Source organism: Sphingopyxis sp. UBA6723, assembly GCF_002454115.1.
Classification (GTDB): Bacteria; Pseudomonadota; Alphaproteobacteria; order Sphingomonadales; family Sphingomonadaceae; genus Sphingopyxis.
In genome coordinates this window covers 124278-149403 of record NZ_DKIH01000011.1, presented here as the reverse complement: position 1 = coordinate 149403, position 25126 = coordinate 124278, and the positions used below count along the sequence as shown (strand labels likewise).

At 65.4% G+C, this 25126-nt stretch carries 21 protein-coding genes and 1 tRNA gene; 15 read left to right on the top strand and 7 right to left on the bottom strand.

Annotated features, from left to right (window positions below; translation table 11 throughout):
• Positions 1-318: 318 nt before the first annotated feature.
• Genes B4F07_RS11710 through tnpA form a run of 4 tightly spaced genes read right to left on the bottom strand, consistent with a single transcriptional unit; the run spans position 319 to position 3219 of the window.
• Positions 319-927 carry a plasmid pRiA4b ORF-3 family protein gene (locus B4F07_RS11710; RefSeq protein WP_241940515.1) on the bottom strand — a complete coding sequence of 203 codons (609 nt, stop codon included), beginning with the start codon at positions 925-927 and terminating at the stop codon, positions 319-321.
• Complete coding sequence (tnpC, locus tag B4F07_RS11705) at positions 924-2465, bottom strand: IS66 family transposase (protein WP_293704006.1); 1542 nt, start codon at positions 2463-2465, stop codon at positions 924-926. Before tnpC ends, B4F07_RS11710 begins: the two co-directional genes overlap by 4 nt.
• Before the next feature lie 53 nt (positions 2466-2518).
• Complete coding sequence (gene tnpB, locus B4F07_RS11700; protein ID WP_241940517.1) at positions 2519-2866, bottom strand: IS66 family insertion sequence element accessory protein TnpB; 348 nt, start codon at positions 2864-2866, stop codon at positions 2519-2521.
• Positions 2863-3219: an IS66-like element accessory protein TnpA gene (gene tnpA, locus B4F07_RS11695; protein WP_241940518.1), complete on the bottom strand. Its 357-nt coding sequence runs from the start codon at positions 3217-3219 to the stop codon at positions 2863-2865. Before tnpA ends, tnpB begins: the two co-directional genes overlap by 4 nt.
• A gap of 1190 nt (positions 3220-4409) precedes the next feature.
• Here tnpA and B4F07_RS11690 point away from each other — a divergent pair.
• The 3 genes from B4F07_RS11690 to B4F07_RS11680 all read left to right on the top strand — a co-directional run bounded on the left by B4F07_RS11690 (position 4410) and on the right by B4F07_RS11680 (position 7913).
• On the top strand, positions 4410-5186 hold the full coding sequence (locus tag B4F07_RS11690) for an SDR family NAD(P)-dependent oxidoreductase (RefSeq protein ID WP_293703997.1): 777 nt from the start codon (positions 4410-4412) through the stop codon (positions 5184-5186).
• A complete protein-coding gene (locus tag B4F07_RS11685; protein ID WP_293703995.1) occupies positions 5183-5971 on the top strand; it encodes an enoyl-CoA hydratase/isomerase family protein in 789 nt (262 codons plus the stop codon). Before B4F07_RS11690 ends, B4F07_RS11685 begins: the two co-directional genes overlap by 4 nt.
• 85 nt (positions 5972-6056) lie before the next feature.
• The gene (locus tag B4F07_RS11680) at positions 6057-7913 is read left to right on the top strand and encodes an arylsulfatase (RefSeq protein WP_293703993.1); all 1857 of its coding nucleotides are present in this window, start codon (positions 6057-6059) and stop codon (positions 7911-7913) included.
• Here the strand turns inward: B4F07_RS11680 and B4F07_RS11675 are convergent.
• Together B4F07_RS11675 and B4F07_RS11670 are read right to left on the bottom strand one after the other, a co-directional pair.
• On the bottom strand, positions 7833-8774 hold the full coding sequence (locus B4F07_RS11675) for a formylglycine-generating enzyme family protein (protein WP_293703991.1): 942 nt from the start codon (positions 8772-8774) through the stop codon (positions 7833-7835). The two genes, B4F07_RS11680 and B4F07_RS11675, sit on opposite strands and share 81 nt — an antisense overlap.
• On the bottom strand, positions 8771-9388 hold the full coding sequence (locus tag B4F07_RS11670) for a TetR/AcrR family transcriptional regulator (RefSeq protein WP_293703989.1): 618 nt from the start codon (positions 9386-9388) through the stop codon (positions 8771-8773). Before B4F07_RS11670 ends, B4F07_RS11675 begins: the two co-directional genes overlap by 4 nt.
• A 122-nt stretch (positions 9389-9510) precedes the next feature.
• On the opposite strand from B4F07_RS11670, the gene B4F07_RS11665 reads away from it, so the two are divergent.
• A complete protein-coding gene (locus tag B4F07_RS11665) occupies positions 9511-11145 on the top strand; it encodes a sulfatase-like hydrolase/transferase (RefSeq protein WP_293703987.1) in 1635 nt (544 codons plus the stop codon).
• A 50-nt stretch (positions 11146-11195) separates the two neighbouring features.
• Here the strand turns inward: B4F07_RS11665 and B4F07_RS11660 are convergent.
• Positions 11196-11282: transfer RNA gene (locus B4F07_RS11660), tRNA-Leu, on the bottom strand.
• Between the two features lie 320 nt (positions 11283-11602).
• On the opposite strand from B4F07_RS11660, the gene B4F07_RS11655 reads away from it, so the two are divergent.
• The 11 genes from B4F07_RS11655 (at position 11603) to gspK (ending at position 25126) form a co-directional block, all read left to right on the top strand.
• Positions 11603-13168 (top strand): hypothetical protein, encoded by a 1566-nt coding sequence (locus tag B4F07_RS11655; protein ID WP_293703985.1) that lies wholly within the window; start codon positions 11603-11605, stop codon positions 13166-13168.
• An 80-nt stretch (positions 13169-13248) separates the two neighbouring features.
• Positions 13249-15975 (top strand): TonB-dependent receptor domain-containing protein, encoded by a 2727-nt coding sequence (locus B4F07_RS11650; RefSeq protein ID WP_293703983.1) that lies wholly within the window; start codon positions 13249-13251, stop codon positions 15973-15975.
• Positions 15976-16244: 269 nt separating this feature from the next.
• The gene (locus B4F07_RS11645; protein ID WP_293703981.1) at positions 16245-17129 is read left to right on the top strand and encodes a type II secretion system protein N; all 885 of its coding nucleotides are present in this window, start codon (positions 16245-16247) and stop codon (positions 17127-17129) included.
• Between the two features lie 5 nt (positions 17130-17134).
• Positions 17135-19345: a type II secretion system secretin GspD gene (gspD, locus tag B4F07_RS11640; RefSeq protein WP_293703980.1), complete on the top strand. Its 2211-nt coding sequence runs from the start codon at positions 17135-17137 to the stop codon at positions 19343-19345.
• Entirely contained in the window at positions 19342-20835 is a 1494-nt protein-coding gene (gene gspE / locus B4F07_RS11635; protein WP_293703978.1) for a type II secretion system ATPase GspE, read from the top strand. The genes gspD and gspE overlap by 4 nt, the downstream gene beginning before the upstream one ends.
• Positions 20828-22042, top strand: coding sequence for a type II secretion system inner membrane protein GspF (gene gspF / locus B4F07_RS11630; RefSeq protein ID WP_293703976.1), 1215 nt, complete (start codon positions 20828-20830; stop codon positions 22040-22042). Before gspE ends, gspF begins: the two co-directional genes overlap by 8 nt.
• A 33-nt stretch (positions 22043-22075) precedes the next feature.
• The gene (gene gspG / locus B4F07_RS11625; RefSeq protein ID WP_414711738.1) at positions 22076-22552 is read left to right on the top strand and encodes a type II secretion system major pseudopilin GspG; all 477 of its coding nucleotides are present in this window, start codon (positions 22076-22078) and stop codon (positions 22550-22552) included.
• Positions 22527-23009, top strand: a complete 483-nt coding sequence (locus tag B4F07_RS11620) for a GspH/FimT family pseudopilin (protein WP_293703972.1) — start codon at positions 22527-22529, stop codon at positions 23007-23009. Before gspG ends, B4F07_RS11620 begins: the two co-directional genes overlap by 26 nt.
• On the top strand, positions 22999-23376 hold the full coding sequence (gspI, locus tag B4F07_RS11615; RefSeq protein WP_293703970.1) for a type II secretion system minor pseudopilin GspI: 378 nt from the start codon (positions 22999-23001) through the stop codon (positions 23374-23376). Before B4F07_RS11620 ends, gspI begins: the two co-directional genes overlap by 11 nt.
• Positions 23373-24122: a type II secretion system minor pseudopilin GspJ gene (gspJ, locus tag B4F07_RS11610; protein WP_293703969.1), complete on the top strand. Its 750-nt coding sequence runs from the start codon at positions 23373-23375 to the stop codon at positions 24120-24122. Before gspI ends, gspJ begins: the two co-directional genes overlap by 4 nt.
• Positions 24119-25126 carry a type II secretion system minor pseudopilin GspK gene (gene gspK, locus B4F07_RS11605; RefSeq protein ID WP_293703967.1) on the top strand — a complete coding sequence of 336 codons (1008 nt, stop codon included), beginning with the start codon at positions 24119-24121 and terminating at the stop codon, positions 25124-25126. The genes gspJ and gspK overlap by 4 nt, the downstream gene beginning before the upstream one ends.

Here is a 25126-nt window from a genome sequence, read left to right as displayed (position 1 = left end):
CGGGTGCCCGCCCGCACCGCGGGTGGCCTCCAGTCATATTTTCTGGAAGCATTATCGCAGCGCTGCTGCCTGAATTGACGCGCTTAGTCGGTGGACAGGCAAGATTGCAGCACTGATTTAGGTGTATTTGCCGCGCGGGCAGCCTTTTTCTCGCGGACTAACTTGGTAGACGCGGTACGAGGGGTTTTTCTGATTGCTGACGAGATAGGACGGCGCCTACGAGGCGCGGTTGCTATGGAGAACCTTTTTCATTCGGGCGAGAGCGGGCGGCATGCGATGTGCAAATTAACGTAAGCGTGGTCCGGAAACCGCCATCGGTTAGCTGTCGCGAGATTTAGCGTCGGCGTAGGCGGCTTTTCCCTGCACCCGTCGCTTGGCGAGCTTCGCCATGCGTGCGTTGATCTCGTCGGGGCTGATATCGGTGGGATTGAAGACGCCGCCATACCATTGCACCATGGACGCACGTTCGGGATGGCGCGGCTTGGCCATGGCATTGAGGAACTCCTCAAATCCCGGAGTGCCACCAACGTCTTCGGGTGGAGCACGACGTTCGCCATCGACGAACCGCGGGTAATCGATGCCGGGATTTGCGGATGCGATCTCTTCGATCTCGATGCGATGGCGCCAGTCGTCCCCGAAATCATAGGTGTAGGTGAAGCTGGTTATGCCGCGCTCGACGAGCTTGCTGATGCGCATATGGGCGGCATCGCGGGTGCGGATCATGAAATCATCGTCGTCGAAGCGGATGCCATAGGCGGCATCGCCGATATCGAACCGGAACAGGTGGTAGTTCTCGAAGAGCATGCAGGCCTGGATCGCGAGGTGCAGGGTCTTGAGGCTGTTGGTGACGGGAAGTTCGACGCGGCGCCAGATGGCGGGCTTCATGTCTTCGAGCGTGATGCGAATCCGGGCGATCTGGTCGGTCATGCCGCCATGCTGACGGGCGCGCTTTGCGCTGTCCAGTTCCACGGCATGAGCTCGTCCCACCGGGAGGCGGGCCAGCCTGAGGCGATCTTCTCGATGACGTCGGCGATATAGGCCTGCGGCTCGACGCCATTGAGCTTCGCCGTCTCGATGACCGAATAGATGGCGGCGGCGCGTTCGCCGCCGGCCTTCGATCCGGCGAACAGCCAGTTCTTGCGCCCGATCGCGATGGATCGGATCGCGCGCTCGGCGATATTGTTGTCGATCTCCGCCATGCCCTCATCAAGGTAGCGGGTGAGCGCGTCCCAGCGCTTGCGACCATAGGCGAGCGCCTTCGCCATCGCCGACTTGGGCGACAGGCGGCGTAGGGCGTCGTCGATCGCGCCGCGAAGCGCGTCGATCTGTGGCCTTGCTTGCTCTTGCCGGTGTCGGCGCCGGACATCGGGCGGCTGGCCGCGGACGTCCTCTTCGATCCGGTAAAGCCCGGAGATGCGTGTCAGAAGATCCGTGGTGAGCGGGGTTGGGCTGGTCTGGCGGCACTCGAAGATCTTGCGGCGGAAGTGCGCCCAGCAGGCGACCTCCTGGATGCCGTTGCCCTGGTAGAGCTTGTCATATCCGGCATAGCCGTCGGCTTGGAGAAGGCCGGTGAATGACCCCAGCTCGCTCTGCGGATGGATGCCGCTGCGATCGGGCGTGAACCGATACCAGGCGAGCGCCGGGGTGGCGGCGCCCGATGCGCGATCATCGACGACATAGGCCCAGAGCCGCGCCTGCGCAGTCCGGCCCTTGCCGGGCACGAGCATCGGCACCGGCGTGTCGTCGGTGTGGAGCTTGGCGGCCTTCAGTCCTTCCTCGCGGATGCGGCTGACGATGGGATCGAGCAGATGCGCGGCCTGGCCCGCCCAGCCGGCGAGGGTTGAACGATCGATGTCGATGCCCTGCGCCGCCATCATCTCTGCCTGGCGATAGAGGGGCAGATGGTGATCGAACTTGTGGACGACGACATGGGCGAGCGTGGCGAAGCTGGCCTTGCCGCGTGCTATGGCCTTCACCGGCGCCGGTGCCTGGACGATCCTATCGCAGGCGCGGCAGCTATACTTGGGCCGCACGGTGCGGATGACGCGCCACTGAACCGGAGCAATGTCGAGTTGCTCGTCGCTGTCGTCGCCAAGCGGGCGCAGCGCGCCGCCGCAATCGGGACAGGTGCAGCTGCCGGCCTCGGGCTCGATCCGCCGTTCGGAGCGCGGCAGATGATGGGGCAGTGCGCGCACCGGTGAGGGTCGCTCGGCGGGTGCCCGTTCGGTCGTTCGGCTATCGGCGACCTCGGCTTCGCCTTCGAGCTCCTCGAGGGCAAGCTCGAGTTGCTCGATCTGCAGCGCGAGCTTCTCCGACGACTGGCCGAAGGTCATGCGGCGAAGCTGAGCGAGCTGGTGGCGGAGAGTATCGATGAGCGTATCGCGAGCCGCGAGAGCGGCTTCGAGCTCGGCGATCCGGGCGTCTTTGTCGATGCTGGAAGAGGCTGGTTCCGACACCCGGAACACCTAGCAAAACGGGCTCCGCGAAGCCAGTAAAACCCACACTAATCCGCCACTTTTTACCCTGCAAGCAAGGGCGCCGCGGTGCGTTCGGGACGCCGCCAGTCGATGCCTTCGAGTAGCATCGAAAGCTGCGCCGCGGTGAGGCTGACCTTGCCGGCCTTGGTGATGGGCCAGACGAACCGGCCCCGGTCCATGCGCTTCGAAAACAGGCACAGGCCTTGGCCGTCATACCAGAGCAACTTGACCAGATCGCCGCGCTTGCCGCGGAACGCGAACAGCGCCCCCGAGTGCGGACTCTTCTCCAGAACCTGCTGCACCAGCACGGCGAGGCCGTCGAACCCCTTGCGCATATCGGTGGCGCCGCAAGCGAGATAGATGCGGGTCGACGGCGACAGCGGGATCATCGGCCAAGAACGGACATCACCCGGGCCAGCGCGTCGGCATCGACCGCCGCATCGACGGTGATCCGCACGCCCGACGGCAGCTCGATCCCGATCTGCCCACTCCCTGCCGTCGCCGCGGTCGGCACCGACACCTCGACCTCGGCGAACGACGGCACCGACGTGCGCTTCGCTCCCGTCAGATCGCCCGCCAATGCCTGTCGGCGCCACGTATAGAGCATCCCGCTGCCGACCGCGTGTCGCTGGCACGTCGCCGAGACCGAGCCGTCGGGGCCGAACGCTTCGCGCAGGATCGCCAGCTTCTGATCTACCGACCAACGGCGACGCCCGCCCACGACCGCGATCCGACTGCTCATACGATTACTCATATGACCACTCACGAGAACACTCGCTCCCGACGCTCCGATATCCTCGCTCATCACCGCTCCTCGCAAAGAGCGGCTATCAGCACCCCGCAGCAGCTTCCCGCAAGGTGGCCTTCAGGACACGGTTACAAATTAACGCCGTGACATCGCTTAACAACGCGCTGCGGAAGAGCCCAGGGGCCCGTACTCGTACGCAGCACCGAAGCTCTATTGCAGTTGGTCTGTGATGCCACTAACTGTAGCCAGTGAGTGTAGCCAGTCGCAACTGGTGCCACGCGAGACTGGCCGAAATCAGGGCTTTTTGAGGTGCAGCTTTTCCTTAGGTGAGGTTCCTGCCGCCCCAGCCAGCCGGTGCTCCTCTATTTTATCCGAAGCGCTAACAGCAGCCGACTCTGTGAGCAGTCACGGGCGCCAATCTTTAACTTTTCTCGGTCTTCTCTTCACCTAACTCAACGGCTTTAAACTGGAGTGCGAGCTTAACGTGGTCGGCGTAGGTCTTGATGACCGAAAACGGTGGATCATTTGAGTTGTAGCGGTTGCCGTGAACTTTACTAAACTCGCTCGCGAAATACTCGTTGGCGATGCGGTTCGCTATTGACGTTCCTGAGCTGGGGTTAAGCTGATGGAGCGGAGTTGCGTATCCGTGGAGGTAGGCATTTGTCAGGAAAAGCGCGGCAACTCAAGCGAACGCAGACACTTACTTGCGCACTCAGAGCCTCGACGGAACATTGCGGACGCTTGCGATGTACAACTGTCGACCTCGGCAGGTCTGGAAATGCTACGCGCTGAGTTCGGCGACGATGGGAAGGAGGAGTTTACGTCGCAATGCTGACGAGCATTGCCGCTAGGTCAATTTCGCAGATCTATAAAGCAGCGCACTACCGTCAACATTCCTAACCTTCACCCACGCGCCTCGCCATCCGCTATCCAATTCACGGCAACATGCCGGTGGGCGATCGCAAAGTGTCGCCAAAAACCGACTGAGCAAGCGGAGAGACCTTTATCCCCCGTCCGTCACCCTTGGTGACTGCAACGGGGGATGAGGTTTGGTGTCGACATGAGAACATTAGGTGAACAAATGATCATTGTCAACCTATTTCGCACCGCCCGGATCAAATGGCGGTCGATTGACGTAAACGTCAATCAGCGCCAAGGCAGAAGGGGCAGCGAAAGGGAGCGTGATGGCGGCAGAACCGAAGTTCGATCTTTCCGGGCGGGTGGCGCTAGTCACCGGCGCGTCGTCCGGGCTGGGCGCTGGTTTCGCGAAAGCGCTGGCGGGCGCGGGTGCGAAGGTGGTGCTTGCAGCGCGCCGCGCCGACAAGCTCGCCGAGCAGGTGGCGGTGATCGAGGCGGCGGGCGGCACCGCGATCGCGGTCAGCATGGACGTCACCGACGAAGCTTCGACGATCGCCGCTTATGATGCCGCCGAGGCGGCGTTCGGAACCGTCGATACGATCGTCGCCAACGCCGGGGTCGCGACCGAAAAGATGGCGATGGGGCTGTCGGTCGACGAGGTGGATTTCCTGCTCGCCGCCAATGTCCGCGGCGTCTTCCTAACTGCGAACGAGGGCGCTAAACGTCTGGATAAGGCTGGTGCTCGCGAGAAGCAGCACGGCCGCATCGTGCTGATCGGGTCGATCACCGCCGAAAAGATTTTCCCCGCGACATCAGTCTATGGCGCGACAAAGGCCGCGGTGCGCCATCTGGGCAAAGCCTTGGCGCGCGAATGGGCGCGGCGCGGGATCTGCGTCAATGTGATCCAGCCCGGCTACTTCCAGTCCGAAATGACGGCTGAATTGTTTGACAGCGACGTCGGGGCGGCGATGGTCAAAAGCTTTCCGCGCCAGCGCATGCGTCCGCCAAGCGACCTGCACGCGCCCTTGCTGCTGCTCTGCTCCGATGCGGCGGCGGGGATCACCGGCAGCGTGTTCACGATCGACGACGGTCAGACGCTGTGAGCGAGCTGCTGATCGAGGCGCGCGGGCAGGTCGAGATTGTGACGCTCAACCGGCCAGACCGGCTCAATGCGCTGAACGAAGGACTGGTCGACGACCTTAATACCTATTTCGGCGGGCTTGCTGACCGCCCCGAAGTGCGCGTCGTCATCTTGCGCGGCGCGGGGCGCGGATTCTGCGCCGGGCTGGACATTCAGGAAGATCGGTCGAGCGACGAGACGCCGGTGCTGCGGACGCTCCGCACCCAGACGCGCATCGGCAATATCTATCGCAAGATGCGCGCCTGTCCGCAGCCGATCATTGCTCTGGGCCATGGCGCCGCGTGCGGGGGCGGGCTGTCGCTGCTGCTCGCGTCGGACGTGCGCTATGGTACGCCCGATTTCCGCGCCAACGCCGCCTATATCCGCATCGGCCTTGGCGGCTGCGACATGGCGTCGAGCTATTTCCTGCCGCGGCTGGTCGGTGCCAGTCTGGCGTCTGAGATGATCCTGACCGGGCGTTTCATCGACGCTGAGCGCGCGCTGCGCGCCGGGCTAGTCAGCAAGATCGTCGATGAAGACGCGCTGCTCGACCGCGGCCTCGCGCTCGCCGATGAGATGCTGGCGACCAGCCCCCACGGGCTGCGGCTGTCGAAACAGGCGCTGAACCTCAACATCGACGCCCAGAGCCTCGACGCCGCGATGGCGATCGAGGATCGCCAGCAGGTCATCCTGTCCGCCACCGAAGATCACCGCGAGGCGCTCACCGCCTTCCTCGAAAAACGCGCGCCCGAGTATCGCGAACGGTAGGTCGCCTGTCCCCGATATTGACTCCCCGATATATTGGCATAGTAAGTGTCACTATCCCGTGGGAGAGGGGGCGATGGCAGTGCGCATGAGGACCACCAGGGTGCCGGGTCGCAAGGGCCGGTTCCGGCGTACTGCCATCATCGCCTGCGCCGCACTGTTCGCCGCGACATCCGCGCTGGGGCAGCCGAAATCGGCCCCGCCGCGCCAGCCGAACATCGTCATCCTGCTCGCCGACGATTGGGGGTTCAGCGACGTCGGATCGTTCGGCGCCGAGTTTGCGACCCCGAACATCGACGCGCTCGCTTATTCGGGGACGCGCTTTTCCAATTTCCATGTCGCGGGGTCGTGCTCGCCGACGCGGGCGATGCTCCAGACCGGGGTGATGAACCACCGCAATGGCCTCGGCAACATGCCCGAGACGATCCCCGACGAACATCGCGGCAAGCCAGGGTACGACACGGTGATGAACCACCGCGTGGTGACGATCGCGCAGCTGCTGAAGGCCGCGGGCTATCGCACCTACCTGACCGGTAAATGGCATCTCGGCAGCGATCCGACGCGGCTGCCCGAAGCGCGCGGCTATGACCGGGCGTTCAGCCTGGCCGATGCGGGTGCCGACAATTTCGAACAGCGCCCGATCGAGGGCATGTACGACACCGCCGCGTGGACCGAAAACGGCAAGCCCGCGACCTTGCCCAAAGAATATTATTCGTCGACCTTCGTCGTTCAGCGGATGATCGATTACATCGAGGAGGGCCGTCAAAGCGGCAAACCCTTCCTCGCCTCGATCAACTTTCTCGCCAACCATATCCCGGTGCAGGCGCCCGATAGCGACATCGCGCGCTATGCCGCGCTGTACAAGGACGGCTGGACCGCGCTGCGCGCCGCGCGGGCGAAGCGCGCCGCGGCGCTGGGGATCGTCCCCGCGGGCGTGCCGATCGTCACGATGCCGACCACCCCCGACTGGACCAAGCTCGACGCCGACGAACGTGCCGCCGCGGTGCGCGTGATGCAGGCTTATGCCGGGATGGCGACCGCGATGGACCGCGAGGTCGGGCGGCTGGTCGCGCATCTGAAAGCGGCCGGCGACTATGAGAACACGATCTTCGTCTTCCTGTCGGACAATGGCGCAGAGCCGACCAACCCGTTCGGCAGCCTGCGCAACCGGCTGTTCCTTGGCATGCAATATGATCTGTCCACCGCCAATATCGGCCGCCGCGGCAGTTTCAGCGCGATCGGCCCCGGCTGGGCGAGCGCCGCCGCCTCGCCGCTGTCGGGCTATAAGTTCAGTGCGACCGAGGGCGGGTTGCGCGTCCCGCTGATTATCGCCTGGCCGGGCAATGCGAAGCTGCAGGCGGGCGGCATCAGTGACGGCCTCGCGCATGTGACCGACATCGTGCCGACGCTGACCGATCTGGCGGGCGTCCCCGGCCATGGCGGCGCGTGGCAGGGCAAGGCGGTCGAGCCGGTGACCGGGCGCAGTCTGGTGCCGGTGCTGACCGGCAAGGCCGGTAGCGTGCACGGCGACGCGCCGCTAGGATATGAACTGTCGGGCAATGCCGCGCTGTTCCGCGGCGATTACAAGCTGGTCCGCAACTTGGCGCCCACCGGCGATGGCCAATGGCGCCTGTACGACATCAAGGCTGATCCCGGCGAAACGCGCGACCTGGCCGCCGCGATGCCCGACCGCTTCGCGGCGATGCTGGCCGATTACCGCGCCTATGCCAAGGCGAACGGCGTGCTCGACATGCCCGCGGGCTACACCGCCGACGAACAGATCAACCGTTATGCGTTCGAACAACAGGGCCGCAAACGGCTGATCCAGCTGGGCCTGTGGGTCGGCGGCTTCGTGCTGCTGCTGTCAGCTTTGGTCTGGGTCTGGCGCCGTCGGCGCCGGGCGCGCCGGATCGATCAGGCGAAAACCGATATGGTCGGTGCCTAGGCTGCGTTCCTGAAACTGGCGCGCCGCGGGGCGGTAGCGCGCGCAATAATTGGCGGCGCACAGGAAACTGCCGCCCTTGATGACATTGCTTTCGCCGCCCGCCTTGCTGGTCGTCCATTCCCACACATTGCCGATCAGGTCGTGGACGCCGTGGTCGTCGGCGGGAAAGCAGGCGACCGGCGCGCGGCTGGTGAAGCCGTCGGTGCCAAGGTCGCGGGCGGGGAAGGCGCCCTGATAATAATTCGCCTGCGGCTTGCCCGCGGCATCGACCGGGACATGGCGGTCGGCGCCGCCAGTCGCCGCTGCCAGCTCCCACTGCTCCTCGCTCGGTAGCGCCTTGCCCGCCCAGCGCGCATAGGCGAGCGCGTCATCATAGCCGATCTGGACCACCGGCTCGCGGGCGCGGCCCTCGATATTCGATGCGGGGCCCGCGGGATTGCGCCACTGCGCCCCGACGACCCAGCGCCACCAGTTGGGATTGCCGTCGGTCGGCGCGGTGAACACCGCCGAGCCGGGGATCAGCATGTCTGGCGGGGCGCCCGGCAGGGGCGGCGGGTCGCGCTCGGCGAGGGTCTTGTACCCGGTCGCTTTGACGAAGGCAGCAAATTCGGCGTTGGTCACCTCGTGCGTCGCGATCCAGAAACCGTCGACGCGCACCTCGCGCGCCGGACCTTCCTCGGGCAGCTGCGCGTCGCCGCCCATCGCGAAGGTCGCGCCGGGGATCCATGCATAATCCTGCGCCGGCATCGCGGGGCAGGCCGGTGCCGCGGCCTCGGCGATCGGCGCCTCGGTCGCCTTGCCGCACCCCACCAGTGCGCCGATCAACGCGAGCGAGACCAGCGCCGCGCCGCGGTATCTCAAGCGGGCTCGCCTATCGTCGCGAGCAACGCATCGACGATGTGCATCGTCACCGTCCCGGCTTCCTCGGTCGGCAACCCCTGATCGTGACGCAGCGCCCTCCAGTTCTGGAACGACAGCGCCGCGCACAGCGCCTCGACATTGATCCGATCGGTCAGCACCGGTCCGGGAAGCAGGCGCAGCAGCAACTCGCGCTCCAGCATCACCACCTGGCTATATTGCCCCATCAGGAACGGCGACTGGTACCGTTTGATGTTGGCGGCGAGGCGAAAGGGCAGCATGATCTCGAACACGCGCACACGGCGCCGCACCATATCGCGGACATTGGCGCGCCAATCCTGATCGGGGTAGGGCGCGACCGCGATCGGCATGACCCGCTCGGTGATCGTCGCGGTGATTTCGGCGTATAGCGCGTCCATGTCGTCGAAATGGCGAAATACGGTGCGCAGGCCGATCCCGGCCTCCTCGGCGACGCGGGCGGCGCTCGGCGCCAGGTCGCCGCCGACGATCAGCTCCATCATCGCCTCGACGATGCGCTTGTGGCTCGACCGGCCGCGTTCACGTCGGCCATCGACGCGCGCTGGTTCGGCTTCGGGTTTGCTCGCCGCCTTGGTCATGGCTTCTCCGCTGGCCTAGCTTGGCGCCGGGGTCAATCGCTGCGTTGTGTACGATCTTGCACAATCGGCAATATAGTGACACATATAGTGCCATAATATCGGCCGCAAGGGTGGGGATGGTCATGAAGAAGAGATGGATCGCATTGGGCGCCGTCGCCGCGCTGGGAGTGGGCGGTTATTGGGCGTTCGAGGCGAATAAATATCGCCTGCCCGGCATCCTTCAGGACTGGAACGATCCGGTGCAGCCGAACCGTGCGGTGGCTTGGCGGCAGGGACCGGCGACAGCGCCCGAAGGACAACGCCCGCCTAACATCATCCTGATCGTCGCCGACGACCTTGGCTATAACGACATCAGCCTGAACGGCGGCGGCGTTGGGGGCGGGATCGTCAAGACGCCAAACATCGATGCGCTGGCGCGCGAGGGGGTGAATTTCACCACCGCCTATGCCGCCAACGCCACCTGCTCGCCATCGCGCGCCGCGATGATGACGGGGCGGTATCCGACCCGCTTCGGCTTTGAATTTACCGCCGTCCCGGTCCAGTTTGCCGAAAATCTGGCGCATGGCGAGGGTGTCGGGCCGCTGCGGGCGATCTTCCACAAGGATAGGATCACCCCCGACATCCCCGATTATCCCGACATGGGCGTCCCCGCGAGCGAGGTAACGATTGCCGAGGCGGTCAAGGCGGCGGGCTATCACACGCTGCACATCGGTAAATGGCATCTGGGCGAAGCGCCCGCGTTGCGGCCGCATGCGCAGGGGTTCGACGAGAGCCTCGCCATCCTGGCGGGCGGCGCGATGTTCATGCGCGAAGACGATCCGGGGGTCGTCAATGCGAAGTTGCCATGGGATCCGATCGACCGTTTCATCTGGGCCAATTTGCGCCATGCGGTGACCTTTAACGGCAGCCAGCGATTCCATCCGCGCGGCCATATGACCGACTATTTCGCCGAGGAAGCGATCAAGGCGATCGAGGCGAACCGCAACCGGCCATTCTTCCTGTACCTCGCGTTCAATGCGCCGCACACGCCGTTGCAGGCGACCAAGGCGGACTATGACCGGCTGCCGCAGATCAAGGATCACAAGACACGCGTCTATGGCGCGATGATCGCGCAGATGGACCGCCGCATCGGCGACGTGATGGCCAAGCTGAAAAAGCAGGGGATCGACGACAACACGCTGGTCATCTTCACCAGCGACAATGGCGGCGCCTGGTACAACGGGATCGAGCGACTGAACGCGCCGTTCCGCGGCTGGAAGGCGACCTTCTTCGAAGGCGGCATCCGCACGCCCCTTTTCATGCGCTGGCCGGGCGGCATCGCCCCCGGGACGCAGCGCGCTGACGTCACCGGCCATCTCGACATCTTCTCGACGATTGCGGCGGCTGCTGGGGCAGCGGTGCCGCGGGACCGTGTGATCGACAGCGAGAATATCCTCGCTGGTCCGGCCAACCGATCGGCGATGTTCTGGCGCTCGGGCGATTACCGCGCGGTGCGTGCGGGCGACTGGAAATTGCAGGTGACCAAAAGGCCTGAAAAGGCACGGCTCTATAATCTCGCGACCGACCCGACCGAACAAAATGATCTCGCCGCCAGCGATCCGCAGCGCGTCGCGGTGCTACGCGCGATGATCGAGGCGCAGAACAAGAACATGGCCAAACCGATCTGGCCGGGCCTGATCGAAGGCCCGGTGCGAATCGACGTGCCGCTCAATACGCCGTGGCAGGGCGGGCAGGATTATATCTATTGGAGCAACTGAGCGCGCCAAGGCCTTGCGGCGCTTGTTCGGTACCCAGCAATTTAGATGAATGGTGCGGTCGAGAAGACTCGAACTTCCACGGCCTTTCGGCCACAACGACCTCAACGTTGCGCGTCTACCAGTTCCGCCACGACCGCACATCATGATGGGGCCGAACGGGTCCGGCTCCGGGTAGGAGCGGGCGCCTAGCAAAGGTTCCCGGGCGATGCAAGCGAGCTTCGCCGCAATTATTTTTTGCAGGTGCGAAGGCGCGGCGCCGCTTGCCATCTGCGCTTCGCCCGGCGTGTCACTGATCGGACTCAAAAGAGTCACGCATCTGTCACGGCTCTGGCGTCAGACCGTCATCGAATCACCCTAGTGGCGTCGTCACCGGGGGCGAAACATCGTTCACCGGTGATTTTTCATCAGGGGCGCCGCTCGACCGATCTGGGGGCGCACACCGGGAACGGAGATTTTCATGGCGGCTTTCGCACGCGTTCGTATGGTCATGCTCAGCGGCGTGGCTTGTTCTATTCTGGCCGCTTGCGGTGCCGACGGGGTTGCTTCGCCGGGCGAAGGCGTGATCGTCATTCCTGCGCCGACCCCGACGCCGACGCCGACCCCCACGCCGACCCCGACCCCGCCTGCGACCGTCACCCCTGCCGCCAACTGCCCGACGATCGCCGGTCCCGACCAGCTGTCGAACCTCGGCACGATCAGCGGTCCCGGCGGCGAATGGCGTAACTGCGGTTTCCCGACCCGCTTCACCGCGACGACCGCGATCCCGAAGGTTCCCGGCGTGCTCTACTCGCTGCCCGGCCGCGTCGATGTCGGCACCGACCAGGGCGCGACGAGCACCAACAATGTCGTCACCCTCACGATCGATCCGGGTGTCACCGTGTTCGGCGCGACGGGCGTGTCGTTCCTGGCGGTCAACCGCGGCAACCGCATCGATGCCGTCGGCACCCCGACCCAGCCGATCATCTTTACCGGCCGCGGCAACGTCGTCGGCTCGGCGAATGACCAGACGTCGCAGCTGTGGGGCGGTATCGTCCTCCTCGGCCGCGCGCCGATCACCGACTGTCTCGCGCCCGGCGCGACGCCCGGCACCGCAGCGTGCGAACGCGACACCGAAGGCACGTCGAACGCGCTTTACGGCGGCGCGCAGGTCGCCGACAATTCGGGTCGCCTGTCTTATGTCCAGATCCGCTATTCGGGCTTCATCCTGTCGGCGGCAAGCGAATTGCAGGGCCTGACCCCCTCGGGCGTGGGCACCGGAACGCAGATCGACCATGTCCAGATCCACAACAGCTCGGACGATGGCATCGAAGTGTTCGGCGGCCGCGTGAACATGAAGCATCTGGTCGTCACCGGCGCCGAAGATGACGGCATCGACACCGACGTTGGATACAAGGGCAACATCCAATATGTCATCGGCGTGCAGCGCGAAGGCGGTGCCGTCGGCGACTCGATGATGGAAATCGACTCGAACGGCAATGAAGACACCACGCCGCGTCAGAATGTGAACCTGTCGAACTTCACCTATATCCACCGCAACAATGCGGCGGGCAACGGCGTTTCGATCCTGGTTCGCGGCGGTGCCGACTATACCTTTGCCAACGGCCTGATCGTGGCGCCTGGCTTCCGTTGTATCGGTTTCAACAGCGCAACGACGGTGCAGACGACCGGCCCGGACGAAGCCGGCCCGCCGCGCTTCTTCTCGGTCTCGATGCAGTGCAACAGCACGCCCTTCCGCGGCACCAGCGGTGTCACCGACGCGCAGGTCGAGGCGATTTTCAACGGCGGCACGAACAACACCGTCGCCTACACGCCGACGCTGACCAACCTGTTCGTCAACGGCGCCACCGAAACCGCGCGTCCCGCCTTCGATGCCAAGACGCTCAACGCGTTCTTCGACACCACCGCCTATGTCGGCGCCGTCCGCGACGCCAACGACACCTGGTACCAGGGTTGGACGTGCAATTCGTCGACGGCAAACTTTGGCACCGCCAGCGGTAGCTGCAGCGCCATCCCGACGACCTGATCGCTCGCGATCCAATTGGGGAGCGGGCACGCCTGACGGGCTGGCCCGCTCCCGTCCTGCATAATTTGGGGACTTTCCACATGACCAAGCGGCCGATCTTTGCCAGCCTGCTCCTCCTCAGCTCGGCGCTGGTAGCGCCCGCGGCGCTCGCCCAGGATGTCAGCGGCGGCGCGCCCGCATCCGACACCCCGCCCGTGACGACCGAAGCGCCCGCCGGTGAAGACCCGGTCGCCGACGACGCCGCGGCGCAGGACGAAGATGGCGATATTTCGATCCCCGGCGGCGCCGACCAGGAAATCGTCGTTACCGGCCGCTTCACCCCTAACATCGTCCGCGCCACCCCCGAGGTGGTTTCGGTCCTTTCCTCGGCCGACATCGCGCGCACTGGCGAGGGCGACATCTCGGGGTCGCTGCAGCGCGTCACCGGCCTGTCGGTCGTCGGCGGCGGCTTCGTCTATGTCCGCGGCCTCGGCGATCGTTATTCGCTCGCGCTGCTCAACGGTTCGCCGCTGCCCAGCCCTGAACCGCTGAAGCGTGTCGTTCCGCTCGATATCTTCCCCTCGAACGTCATCGATTCGACGCTGGTCCAGAAAAGCTATTCGGCGAACTTTCCCGGCGAATTCGGCGGCGGCGTGATCAACCTCACGACCAAATCGACCCCGCGCGAACCGTTTCTGACCTTCAGCGGCGGCATCGGCTGGGACAGCGAGACGACGAACGAGCTCGGCTATACCTATTATGGCAGCGACACCGACTGGACCGGTTTCGACGACGGCACCCGCGACATACCGCCGCTGCTGAAAGCGGCTTTCGCCAGCGGCAAGCCGATCCTGCAGGGCGCCGATTACAGCCAGGACGATCTGGAAGCGATCCAGATGGAGCTGGTCAACGCCGAAACGACGCTGCTGCAACAGAACAACCATATCCCGGTCAACTGGTCGGCGGGGATCACCGGCGGCACCACCATCCCGTTTGCCAATGGCGAGCTGGGGATCATCGCGACCGCGGGGATCAGCAACAAATGGCGCACCCGCGACACGCTGCAGCAGACCTCGCTCAACCTCGATCTGGCGGGCGATCCGCAGACCAATTACAATCGCGTGATCACGGACAACCGCATTGTCGTGAACGGCCTGATCGGCTTTGGGCTGGAGCTGGGCGAACACAAGCTGCGCTGGACCAGTCTCTATATTCGCGACACGCTGAAACAGTCGCGCCTGGGCCTTGGCACCGACGCGAACCAGGTCGGCCGCGACATACTGAAGCAGGACACGGCCTGGTACGAACGCCAGCTGATCAACACCCAGCTGGTGGGCGAATTCCAGTTCGACGCGCTGAAGCTCGACCTGCGCGGTGCCTATGCCAATTCGCAGCGCGAGGCGCCCTATGAGCGCGGCTTCACCTATGTCCGCACCAACCTGCCGACGACGCAGGATCCGACCGGCGACAAGTTCGTCAACGATCTGGGCGGCAACCGCGGCGACGCGACGATCGCCTTTTCGGATCTGAACGAGAATCTGTGGTCGGGCGGTGTCGACCTCTCCTATGAGCTGGCGCCGCAGATTACCGCGACGGTCGGCTACGCTTACACCGACACCAGCCGTACCGCCGTGCGCCGCGCCTTCCAGTTCCGCGCGCCGGGCCTTCCCGTCGCGGTGACGCAGTTGCGCCCCGACTATCTGCTCTCCGACGCGACGATCCAGCTTTACGATATCACCTTGCTGGAAACCTCGGCGCAGGACGGCACTGCGGCCTTTGACGCCGGGCTGACCACCCACGCCGGCTACGCCCAGTTGCAGGCCGAGATCGTGTCGGGGATGAACGTCAACGTCGGTGTGCGGTACGAGGACGGCAAGCAGACCGTGGTTCCGATCGACCTGTTCGGATCGGGCGGCAGTGCGATCGCCGCGACCAACCTCAAGAACGATTATTGGCTGCCCGCTGTCACGCTGACGTGGGAAGTCGCGCCCGACATGCAGGTCCGCATGAACGCATCGAACACGATCGCCCGTCCGCAGTTCCGCGAGCTGATCGCGCAAATCTATCAGGATCCCGAATCGAACCGTCAGTTCCGCGGCAACCCGTCGCTTACCGACAGCGAGCTTTGGAACGCCGAGCTGCGCTACGAATGGTATTTCGCCAAGGATCAGCGACTGACCGCGGCGGGCTTCTTCAAAAAGATCGAGAATCCGATCGAGGCTTATACCTCGCTCAGTACCGACTCGGTCGCCAACACCAGCTTCGCCAATGCGCCGAAGGCACTACTTTACGGCGCCGAGTTCGAGGTGCAGAAATATGTCCCGCTCGACACGATGTCGGACGGTGCATTTTGGGCCAGCCGTCGTCTGGTGCTGATTGGCAACTACACCTTCACCAAGTCGGAAATCCAGGTCAGCGCCGGTGATACCACGGTCATTAATGGCGTAACGCAGGACGCGAGCAACTTCTTCTTCGACGGCGCGCCGCTGACCGGCCAGTCGGACCATCTGATCAATTTCCAGATCGGACTCGAAGATCAGGACAAATTGTCGCAGCAGACGATTCTCGTCACCTACGCCAGCCCGCGCGTCACCAGCCGCGGTCCGTCGGGCCAGCCCGACATCCGCGAAAAACCCGGCATCTCGGTCGATTTCGTCGCGCGGCAGGGGGTTAACCTGCTCAACAAGGAAATCGAGCTGAAGTTCGAGGCGCGTAACCTGACTGGGCGCAAATATCAGGAAGTGCAGGAAAGCGGCGACAACCGCATCTTCCTCAACCGTTACAAGCTCGGCCGCACCTTCTCGCTGAGCGCGTCGCTGAAGTTTTGATTGCGTAATCCTCCCTGCCGCGAAGCGGTGGGGAGGGGGACCGCCCGCTTAGCGGGTGGTGGAGGGGCAACGGCGGTTCGTNNTCCGTCAGCGCTTCGCGCTGCCACCTCCCCATCGCTCCGCGACAGGGAGGATCATCGACGGCCAACCGCCGCGCCAGACTCGCTCGGCCGTCAAAAAACTGTAATCTTCCCGTCAACTGATTGTCACCAATCGCCCCTAGGCGATTCGCGACGGCAACTTCAGCCTCAGGGGGACAGAAGGATTTCATGGCGACGCTGATGTCCGGATCGGCCTTGAGGCTGCCGCGCGGTTTGCCGGTGTGGTTGCGTGGCGGGCGGCGCTCGCCGCGCGAGATCGGGCCGCTCCTGCTCGCCGCGCTGCTCAGCGCCTTGCTGATCTGGCAACTCGTCCGCCTGCTCTGGACCGTCATCACCCCGCTGTCGCCGCTCGGCGCCTGGCAGCCGCAGGCCGCGGTCATCGCCTCGCCCGCCGAACGCCGCGCGCTGTTCGCCAGCTTTGACCCCTTCTTTCGCAGCGCGCCGCAGGGTCCGGCTTCGGCCACCGTCACGGCGCTGGGGCTGACCTTGTTCGGCATCAACATCAACGAAGCGACCGGCGGCGGCTCGGCGATCATCGCGGGCGAGGACGGGGTGCAGACCAGCTATGCCGTCGGCGAAGAAATCGCGCCGGGGGTGAAGCTTGTGGGCGTCGCCTTCGACCACGTGCTGCTCGACCGCGGCGGCGCGCGCGAAAGCCTGTTCCTTGATCAGAGCGGCGATGCCGCGGTCCCGGCGCCCGCGACGCCGCTACCCGCGCCGACCCCCGAAGTCGGATCGACCGCGACCAGTGGCGTCAGCGCCGGCGGCGAAATGTCGCCCGCGACGCTCAAGGCAGGAGTCGGCTTTGCGCCGCGCGCTGAAAATGGCCGCGTCACCGGACTGGTCGTCCAGCCGCAGGGCGACGGCGCGGTGTTCCGCGCCGCGGGCCTGCGTCCGGGCGACGTCATCCGCTCGGTTAATGGCCGTCCGATCGGGTCGGCAGGCGATGCCGCCGCACTCGCCAACCAGATCGCACCCGGCGCACGAATCTCGCTCGAAGTCGAACGCGGCGCCAGCGTCGTTCCCGTTGCCATCTTCCTCTCGAAGCAATAGGTTATATGCGTTTCAAACTGTCCCTGATGCTCGCCGCCGCGCTCGTTTCCGCCACGCCGGCACCCGCGGTCGCCCAATATACGCTCAACGTCCGCGACGCCGACATCCGCGCCTTCATTCAGGATGCGGCGCGGATCACAGGGCGCACCTTCGTGATCGACGGTCGCGTCAACGGCAAGGTGTCGGTGGTGACCGACCGGCCATTGTCGCGCAGCGAGTATTTCGAGATTTTCCTGTCGACCCTGCGTTCGAACGGCCTTGTCGCGGTGCCCGGCCCCAATGGCAGCTACCGCGTCCAGCCGATCGATGGCGCCGCCGCACAGCCGGGCCGCATCGGCAGCCGCGGCGCGGCACAGAACCAGTTCGTCACCGAAATCATCCGGCTGCGCCATATCGACGCCGTCGCCGCGGTGGAAACGCTGCGCCCGCTGGTCAGCGCGCAGGGTTCACTCACCGCGAACCGCAACGCCAACAGTCTGGTCGTTGCCGACTTCGCCGACAATATCCGTCGCATCCGCTCGCTCGCGGCCAGCATCGACCGCGACAGCTCGACCAGCCAGATCGTCACGCTGAAAAACGCCGGGGCGCGCGAAATCGCCGCGGCGCTGACCGCCTTGGTCCCCGCGGCGGGCGAAGGGGCGCGGGCGCCGGTCGCGATCGTACCGATCGACAGCAGCAACGCGATTGCGCTGCGCGGCGATCAGGCGATGGTCGCGCGCTTTGTCGCGATGGCCACCGATCTCGATCAGAAAGCGGCAGGCGGGACCGAGCTGCGCGTCTATTGGCTCGAACATGCCAATGCCGAAACGCTGTTGCCGACACTCCAACAGCTGGTCGGCGGCGGCAGCGACCCGGCGCAGAAGGCGGGTCTGCCGCCTGCAACGGATTCGTCGTCGTCGTCGTCGGGCGGTAACAGCACCCCGACGCCTGCGCCCGCGGCGACCGCCAACGTATCGACCGGCGGCTCGGGGGGCAGCATCGCAACCCGCGGCCCTGCCATCGTCACCCGCTACGAGGGTGCGAACGCGATCATCGTCGCCGCCAACAGCGACGTGCAGCGCATGCTTGGCGAGCTGATCCGCCAGCTCGATAGCCGACGGCAACAGGTGCTGGTCGAGGCGATCGTGGTGGAGATCGGCGACGACGCGGCCAAGCGGCTGGGGGTCCAGTTCCTCCTCGGCGGCAAGAATATCCCGTTTATCGCGACCAGCTACAGCAATGCGTCGCCCAACATCCTGACTCTCGGCGGCGCCTATGCGGCGAACCGGCTGTCGCAGGAAACGACCACGGTCAACGGCAACACGACGGTGACCCAGACGAACAGCTCGCTGGGCAACAGTCTGCAGGAGGCCGCCGCTGCGTCGCTGCTGCAAGCCACCGGCGGTTTCGCAGGTTTTGCGGGCGACATTGGCAAGAACACGATTTTCGGTGCGATCATCAACGCGGTGAAATCGGACACGACGTCGAACCTGCTCGCCACCCCGCATATCGTGACGCTCGACAATCAGGCGGCGAAATTCCTCGTCGGGCAGGACGTGCCGATCACCACCGGCGAACAGCTTGGCGACAATTTCGAAAACGCCTTCCGCACCGTTCAGCGCGAAGAAGTCGGGATCAAGCTGGAAGTGACGCCGCAGGTCAATGGCGCGGGCGAAGTGAAGATGTTCCTGCGCCAGGAAGTGTCGAGCGTCGCCGGGCCGGTGTCGTCGCGCAACAGCGACCTGATCCTCAACAAACGCTCGTTCGAAACGGTGCTGACCGTCGACGATGGCGAAATCCTCGCGATCGGCGGGCTGCTCAATGATGACGAGCGCAAGACGATCGAGCGCATTCCTCTGCTCAGCGACATTCCCTTGCTCGGCGAACTGTTCAAGTCGCGCAGCCGGACGCGCTCGAAAACCAATCTGATGGTGTTCATCCGCCCGACGATCCTGCGCAATCGCGAAGATAATGCGGCGCTGACCGCACGGCGTTACGGCTATATCCGCGACTTCCAGTTACAGCGTAATCCCGACGTGGAACCCGCAATCGATACGCTGGTGCGCGATTATCTGGGCGCAGTGCCGCCGGTGCCGAGCGAGGCGACCGCCGCCGACATCACCGTCGGCCCGGTCAACCTGCCCGAACTGCGCGGTCCCGATGGCCGGGTGATTTCAACCGATGTCCCGCCGTCAATTTCAAACGCACCGGCGCCGCCGACCGGAGACTATCCGTGAGCGATCCCGAACCGATCGTCGCGCCCGCAGCGCCGGTCGATATTCCCTATGGCTTTGCTCGCGCGCACGGTGTCGTGATCGCGCCGGGCGAGGGCGGGGCGTGGCTCGCGACCTTGCGTGAGGATGCCGATCCCGCGGTGCTGATTGAGGTAAAGCGCTATCTGGCGCAGCCGCTGCGCGTTGCAACCGCGAGCGTCGCGGACTTCGACCGGCTGCTGTCGGACCATTATGCCGTCGATAGTTCGGCGGCGGCGATGGCGGGGTCGGTCGGCAACAACGACATCGACTTCAGCCTGCCCAGCGCCGAAGACCTGCTCGACAGCGCCGACGATGCTCCCGCAATCCGGCTGATCAACGCGATCATCGCCGAGGCGGTGCGGCAGGGGGTCAGCGATATCCATATCGAACCCTATGAAAGCGGGCTGGTCGTCCGCATGCGCACCGACGGCGTGCTGCGCGAACATCTGCGCATGCCCCCGCACGTCGCGCCCGTGGTGGTCAGCCGCATCAAGGTGATGGCACGCCTCGACATCGCCGAGCGCCGCGTGCCGCAGGACGGCCGCATCGGGCTGACGCTCGCGGGCAAGGCGGTCGACGTCCGCGTCTCGACCCTGCCCAGCCGCGCGGGCGAACGCGTCGTGATGCGTATTCTCGACAAGGATGCGGCGGGGATCGATTTCGACGTCCTCGGCCTGTCGGGCACCTCGGACCAGATTTTGCGCGAGGCGCTCGCCGAGCCCAATGGCATCATCCTGGTCACCGGCCCAACCGGTTCGGGCAAGACGACGACGCTCTATGCCGCGCTCAAGCAACTCAACGACGGCCAGCGCAATATCCTGACCGTCGAGGATCCGGTCGAATATGCCGTAGACGGGGTCGGCCAGACGCAGGTGAACAGCAAGGTTGGGCTCGATTTCGCCGCCGGCCTGCGCGCGATCCTGCGCCAGGATCCCGACGTCGTGATGGTCGGCGAAATCCGCGACCGCGAAACCGCCGACATTGCGGTGCAGGCGTCGCTGACCGGCCACTTGGTGCTGTCGACCGTCCACACCAATGATGCCGTCGGTGCGATAACCCGCCTGAAGGATCTGAAAGTCGAACCCTTCCTGCTCGCCTCGACCCTGCGCGCCGTCATCGCGCAGCGGCTGGTCCGTAAACTTTGCGACCATTGCCGCGAACCGGTGCAGGCCGACAACAGCGTCGCCGCGATGCTGGGGCTCGACATCGGCACCGTCATCTGGCGCCCCAAAGGATGCGAGCAGTGCGGCGGCACCGGCTATAAAGGCCGGATCGGCGTGTTCGAGGCGATCAAGGTCGACGACACCGTCCGCCGCTATATCTACAATGGCGGCGACGAGGCGATGATCACGCGCCACGCCTTCCTGAAATCGCCGACGCTCGCCTCGGCAGCGCGCGCGATGGTCGCCAAGGGGCTGACAACTGCCGAAGAGGCGATCCGCATCGCGCGGCGCGAGGAAATCGATGCCTGATTATCGCTATGTGGCGATCGATCCACAAGGCCGCGAGCGCAAGGGGCGGCTGACCGCCGCCAACGACGATGCCGCCCGCGCCGATCTGGTGCGGCGCAAATTCCACATCGTCGCGGTCGAGGCGGCGGGCGCGAAGCCCGCCAGCCGGTCGCTGCTCGCGTTCCGCCGCGTGCGGCTCAGCAGCAAAGACCTTGCACTGTTCACCCGCCAGCTGGCGACGCTGGCCGAAGTCGCGCCGCTCGAAGAGGCGCTGCGGACCTTGACCCGGCAGAGCGAGGCCGAGAGCGCCCGCACCATCATCGGCGACGTCCATGCCGGGCTTCTCGAAGGCCGCCGCCTCGCTGACGCAATGGCGCGCCAGCCCGCCAGCTTCCCGCCGCTCTATCGCGCCATGGTTGCGGCGGGCGAAACGACGGGCAGCCTGACAACGATTCTCGCGCGCCTCGCCGATCTGCTCGAACGTCAGGCCGAGGTGCGCGGCAAACTGATCGCGGCGCTCGCTTACCCAATCGTGCTGGCGGTCGTCGCAATCGGCGTCGTGGCGGCGCTGATGATCTTTGTCGTCCCGCGCGTCGTCGAACAATTTACCGACGTTGGCCAGCAGTTGCCGTTCCTGACCCGCGCGGTGATCGCGATCTCCAGCTTTGCCGCCAACTGGTGGTGGCTGATTGCACTGCTGATTGCGGCGGCGAGTTTTGGCTGGGTCTCCGCAATGCGCCGACCGGCGTTCAAGGCGCGGGTCGATGCGCGGCTGCTGCGGCTGCCGCTGTTCGGGCGCCTGCTTCGCGATCTCTATGCGGCGCGCTTTGCGCGCACCTTGGCGACGATGGTGTCGAGCCGCCTGCCGCTCGTCGACGGCCTGCGCCTGACCCTGCCGACGATCCGCAACGCCGCGCTCGCCAGCGCCACCGCAGCGATCGTTGATCAGGTCCGCGCCGGGGGCAGCCTGTCCGCCGCACTCCGCGATGCCGGGGTGTTCCCGCCGCTGCTCGTTTACATGACCGCCAGCGGCGAAAGCGCCGGAAGGCTGGAAGTCATGCTCGAACGCGCCGCCGATTATCTGGAGCGCGAATTCGACCGCTTCACGGCGGCTTCGATGGCGTTACTCGAACCTGTCATAATAGTCCTTATGGGGTCATGCGTTGCCCTGATCATCCTCGCCATTCTGCTGCCGATCCTTCAGTTGCAGAATCTTGCCGGAATATAATAAATGTCGCTGATGCAGCTTTTCATTCGCCTGATGCTCGACACCTCCTTCTCGGGGGAGGGTCGCGCGCCGGTCCACCGCCGCCGCAAACGCGACGAGCGCGGCTTTACCCTGACGGAGCTGATGGTCGTCATCTTCATCATCGGACTGCTCGCCACCGTGGTGATGATCAACGTCCTGCCCAGCCAGGACCGCGCAATGGTGACCAAGGCCAAGGCCGATATCGCGACGCTGGAGACAGCGCTCGAACAATATCGTCTCGACAATTTGACCTATCCGGCGTCGACCGACGGGCTGAACGCGCTCAGCACGCCGCCGCCGTCGCTCGCGCAGCCCGAGCGGTACCGCCGCGGCGGCTATATTAAGAAGCTGCCCGCGGATCCGTGGGGACGTCCCTATAATTATCAGGCGCCCGGGCCGAACGGGAAGGCGTTCGACGTCTGGTCGCTCGGTGCCGACGGTGCCCCCGGCGGGACCGACGACAATGCGGATATTCGCAGCGAAGGCTAAGGCGCGCGCGCGTCGCGAGGCCAATGGTTTCACACTCGTCGAACTGATGGTGGTGCTGGCTATCATGGCGCTGGCCGCGACCGCCGTCGTGCTGACGATCCCCGGCGAAGATCGCAGCGTGCGCAGCGAAGCCGACCGGCTCGCCGCCCGGTTGGCCGGCGCACGCGACATTGCGGTGATCGAAGGGCGCAGCGTTGCGGTCAACTTCGCTCCCTCGGGTTACGGATTCGAGCGGCGGATCGCGGGCGAATGGCAGCCGCTGCCCGGCCGCGCTTTTGCACAGCGCAACTGGCCAGACGACGTCCGTTTTGCCGCGGGCGACGGACAGGGCGCGGCGCGCATCCTGTTCGACCGCGTCGGCACCAGCCCGACCCCCCAGGTCATTGTGCTGAGCGGCGGTGATGCGCGCGAGATCGTGCGTGTGTCAGCGACCGGGGAGGTCAGCCGTGGCGAATGAGCGTGCCAAAGAAACGCAAAGCGGCTTCACCCTGCTCGAAATGCTCGTCGCACTCAGCGTCATCAGCATCGCCGCGCTGACGCTCGTCCGCCTCGACGCCTTTGCGGTGCGCACCGCGGGCGACCTTGACGAAAGCACGATCGCTGGCATCGTTGCGCAGAACCGCGCGGTGGAACTGTGGACCGATCCGGCACCCCCAACGATCGGCAACAGCGCGATCGGCGTCGCCAACGCCGGGCGCAACTGGCGCGTCGAACAGCGGGTGGCGCGGACCGCCGACGACAGCCTGCTGCGCATCGACCTGATCGTCCGCCCCGAAAGCGGACGCGGGCAGGCCGCGCTGACGATTATCCGGCCAAGCCGATGAGGTTTGGTACTCACCCCCCGATCCCATTCGCCCTGAGCTTGTCGAAGGGCTGTTCTTTCTTTGCGACGTCGAAAAGAAAGAACAGCCCTTCGACAAGCTCAGCACAAACGGAAAAAGGGGAGACCCGAGATTTCGGGGGCCAAAGCGGTTTCACCCTGATCGAAATGCTCGTCGCGCTGTCGCTGTTCGCGGCAATCGCGGCGATCGGTGTCGGGTTGCTGCGCAGCAGCGTTGATACGCAGGATGCGGTCCAGACGCGGCTAAAGGCGATGGGCGGGATCAACCGCCTGCGCGCGGTGATGGCGAATGATCTGGCGCAGGCGGTCCAGCGATCGACGCGAGGGCCGGCGGGCGAGGCGGTGCCTGCCTTCGTCGGGTCATCGACGGGCTTTGCCTTCGTCCATGGCGGCGCAGCGGCGCTCGACGGGTCGCCGCGTCCCGCAGTCGAACGGGTCGCTTATGCCCTCGTCGGCCGCGAATGGCGGCGCGCGACGCAACCGATGCTCGACGGCACCGCGCTGAGCGAAGGCGACCGGCTCTTGCGCGATGTCGCCACGGTCGCGGTGCGCTATCGCGACGACACCGGCAATTGGGGCGACAGCTGGAGCTCCGAACCCGGCGACCGCCTTCCGCGCGCGGTCGAGGTGCGGGTGTCGCGCAGCGGGCGGGAGGCGCTGACGATGTTGTTCCTGACCGCGCCGACGCTGCCGCCCCCGCCCACGGTGGCCGAGAACCCGGCGCCATGATCCGCCGTCCGCTCAATGAGCGCGGTGCTGCGCTGCTCACCGTATTGCTGCTTGTCGCAGTGATGGCGGTGATCGCGGCGACCGCGCTCGACCGGCTGACGCTGGCGACGCGGATCGCCGGCAGCGCGGCGACGGTCGACCAAGGCCGGGCTTATAGCTTTGCCGCCGAGCAGATCGCGCTGCGCCGCGTCGCCGATCTGGTCGGGCGCGACCCCGCGAAGTTGACGCTCGCGGGCGGGTGGCTGGGGCGCGAGTTCGTCTTGCCGTTGCCGAACGGGAGCGGCAGCGCGCGGCTGTCCGACGCGAACAATTGCTTCAACCTCAACAGCCTGGTTGCTGAGACAGTACCGGGACGATTCAGCCAGCGATCGGGGTCGATGCGCCAGTTCGGCGAGTTGATGGTGTTGCTCGGGATCGACGCCGCGCAAGCGCAGGCAATTGCTGGCGCCACCGCCGACTGGATCGACAGCGACAGCAACGACGGCCCGCTCGGCGCCGAGGACAATGTCTATCGGTCGCTGCCCGGCGCCTATCTGGCCGCGAACCGCAAGATGGCCGATATCAGCGAATTGCGCGCCGTCCGCGGCGTTAGCCCCAAAATTTACGCGCGGCTCAAACCCTGGATCTGCGTGTTGCCCGTGACCGACCCGGTGCGGCTGAACGTCAACACGCTGGCGCCAGAACAGGCGCCGCTGGTGGCGATGCTGCTGCCCGGTGAAATGACGCTCGCCGACTCCCGTGCAGCGCTGGTGGCGCGCCCCGCGGGCGGCTATGGCAGCAGCGTGCGATTCTGGGAGTCAGGCCCGCTCGCGCAGTTCGACCCGCCGACCGAGGTGGCCGAACAGGCTGGGGTGACCAGCCGCTGGCTGACGCTGACGACGAATGTGACGATGGGGGACGGGTTTTTGACGGCAGTTTCGCTCATCGACGCCAACGGCGGCGCGCCGTCCGCTGGACAGGCGCCCCCGGTGATCGTCCGACGAAGCTGGGGCGAAAGCGACTGA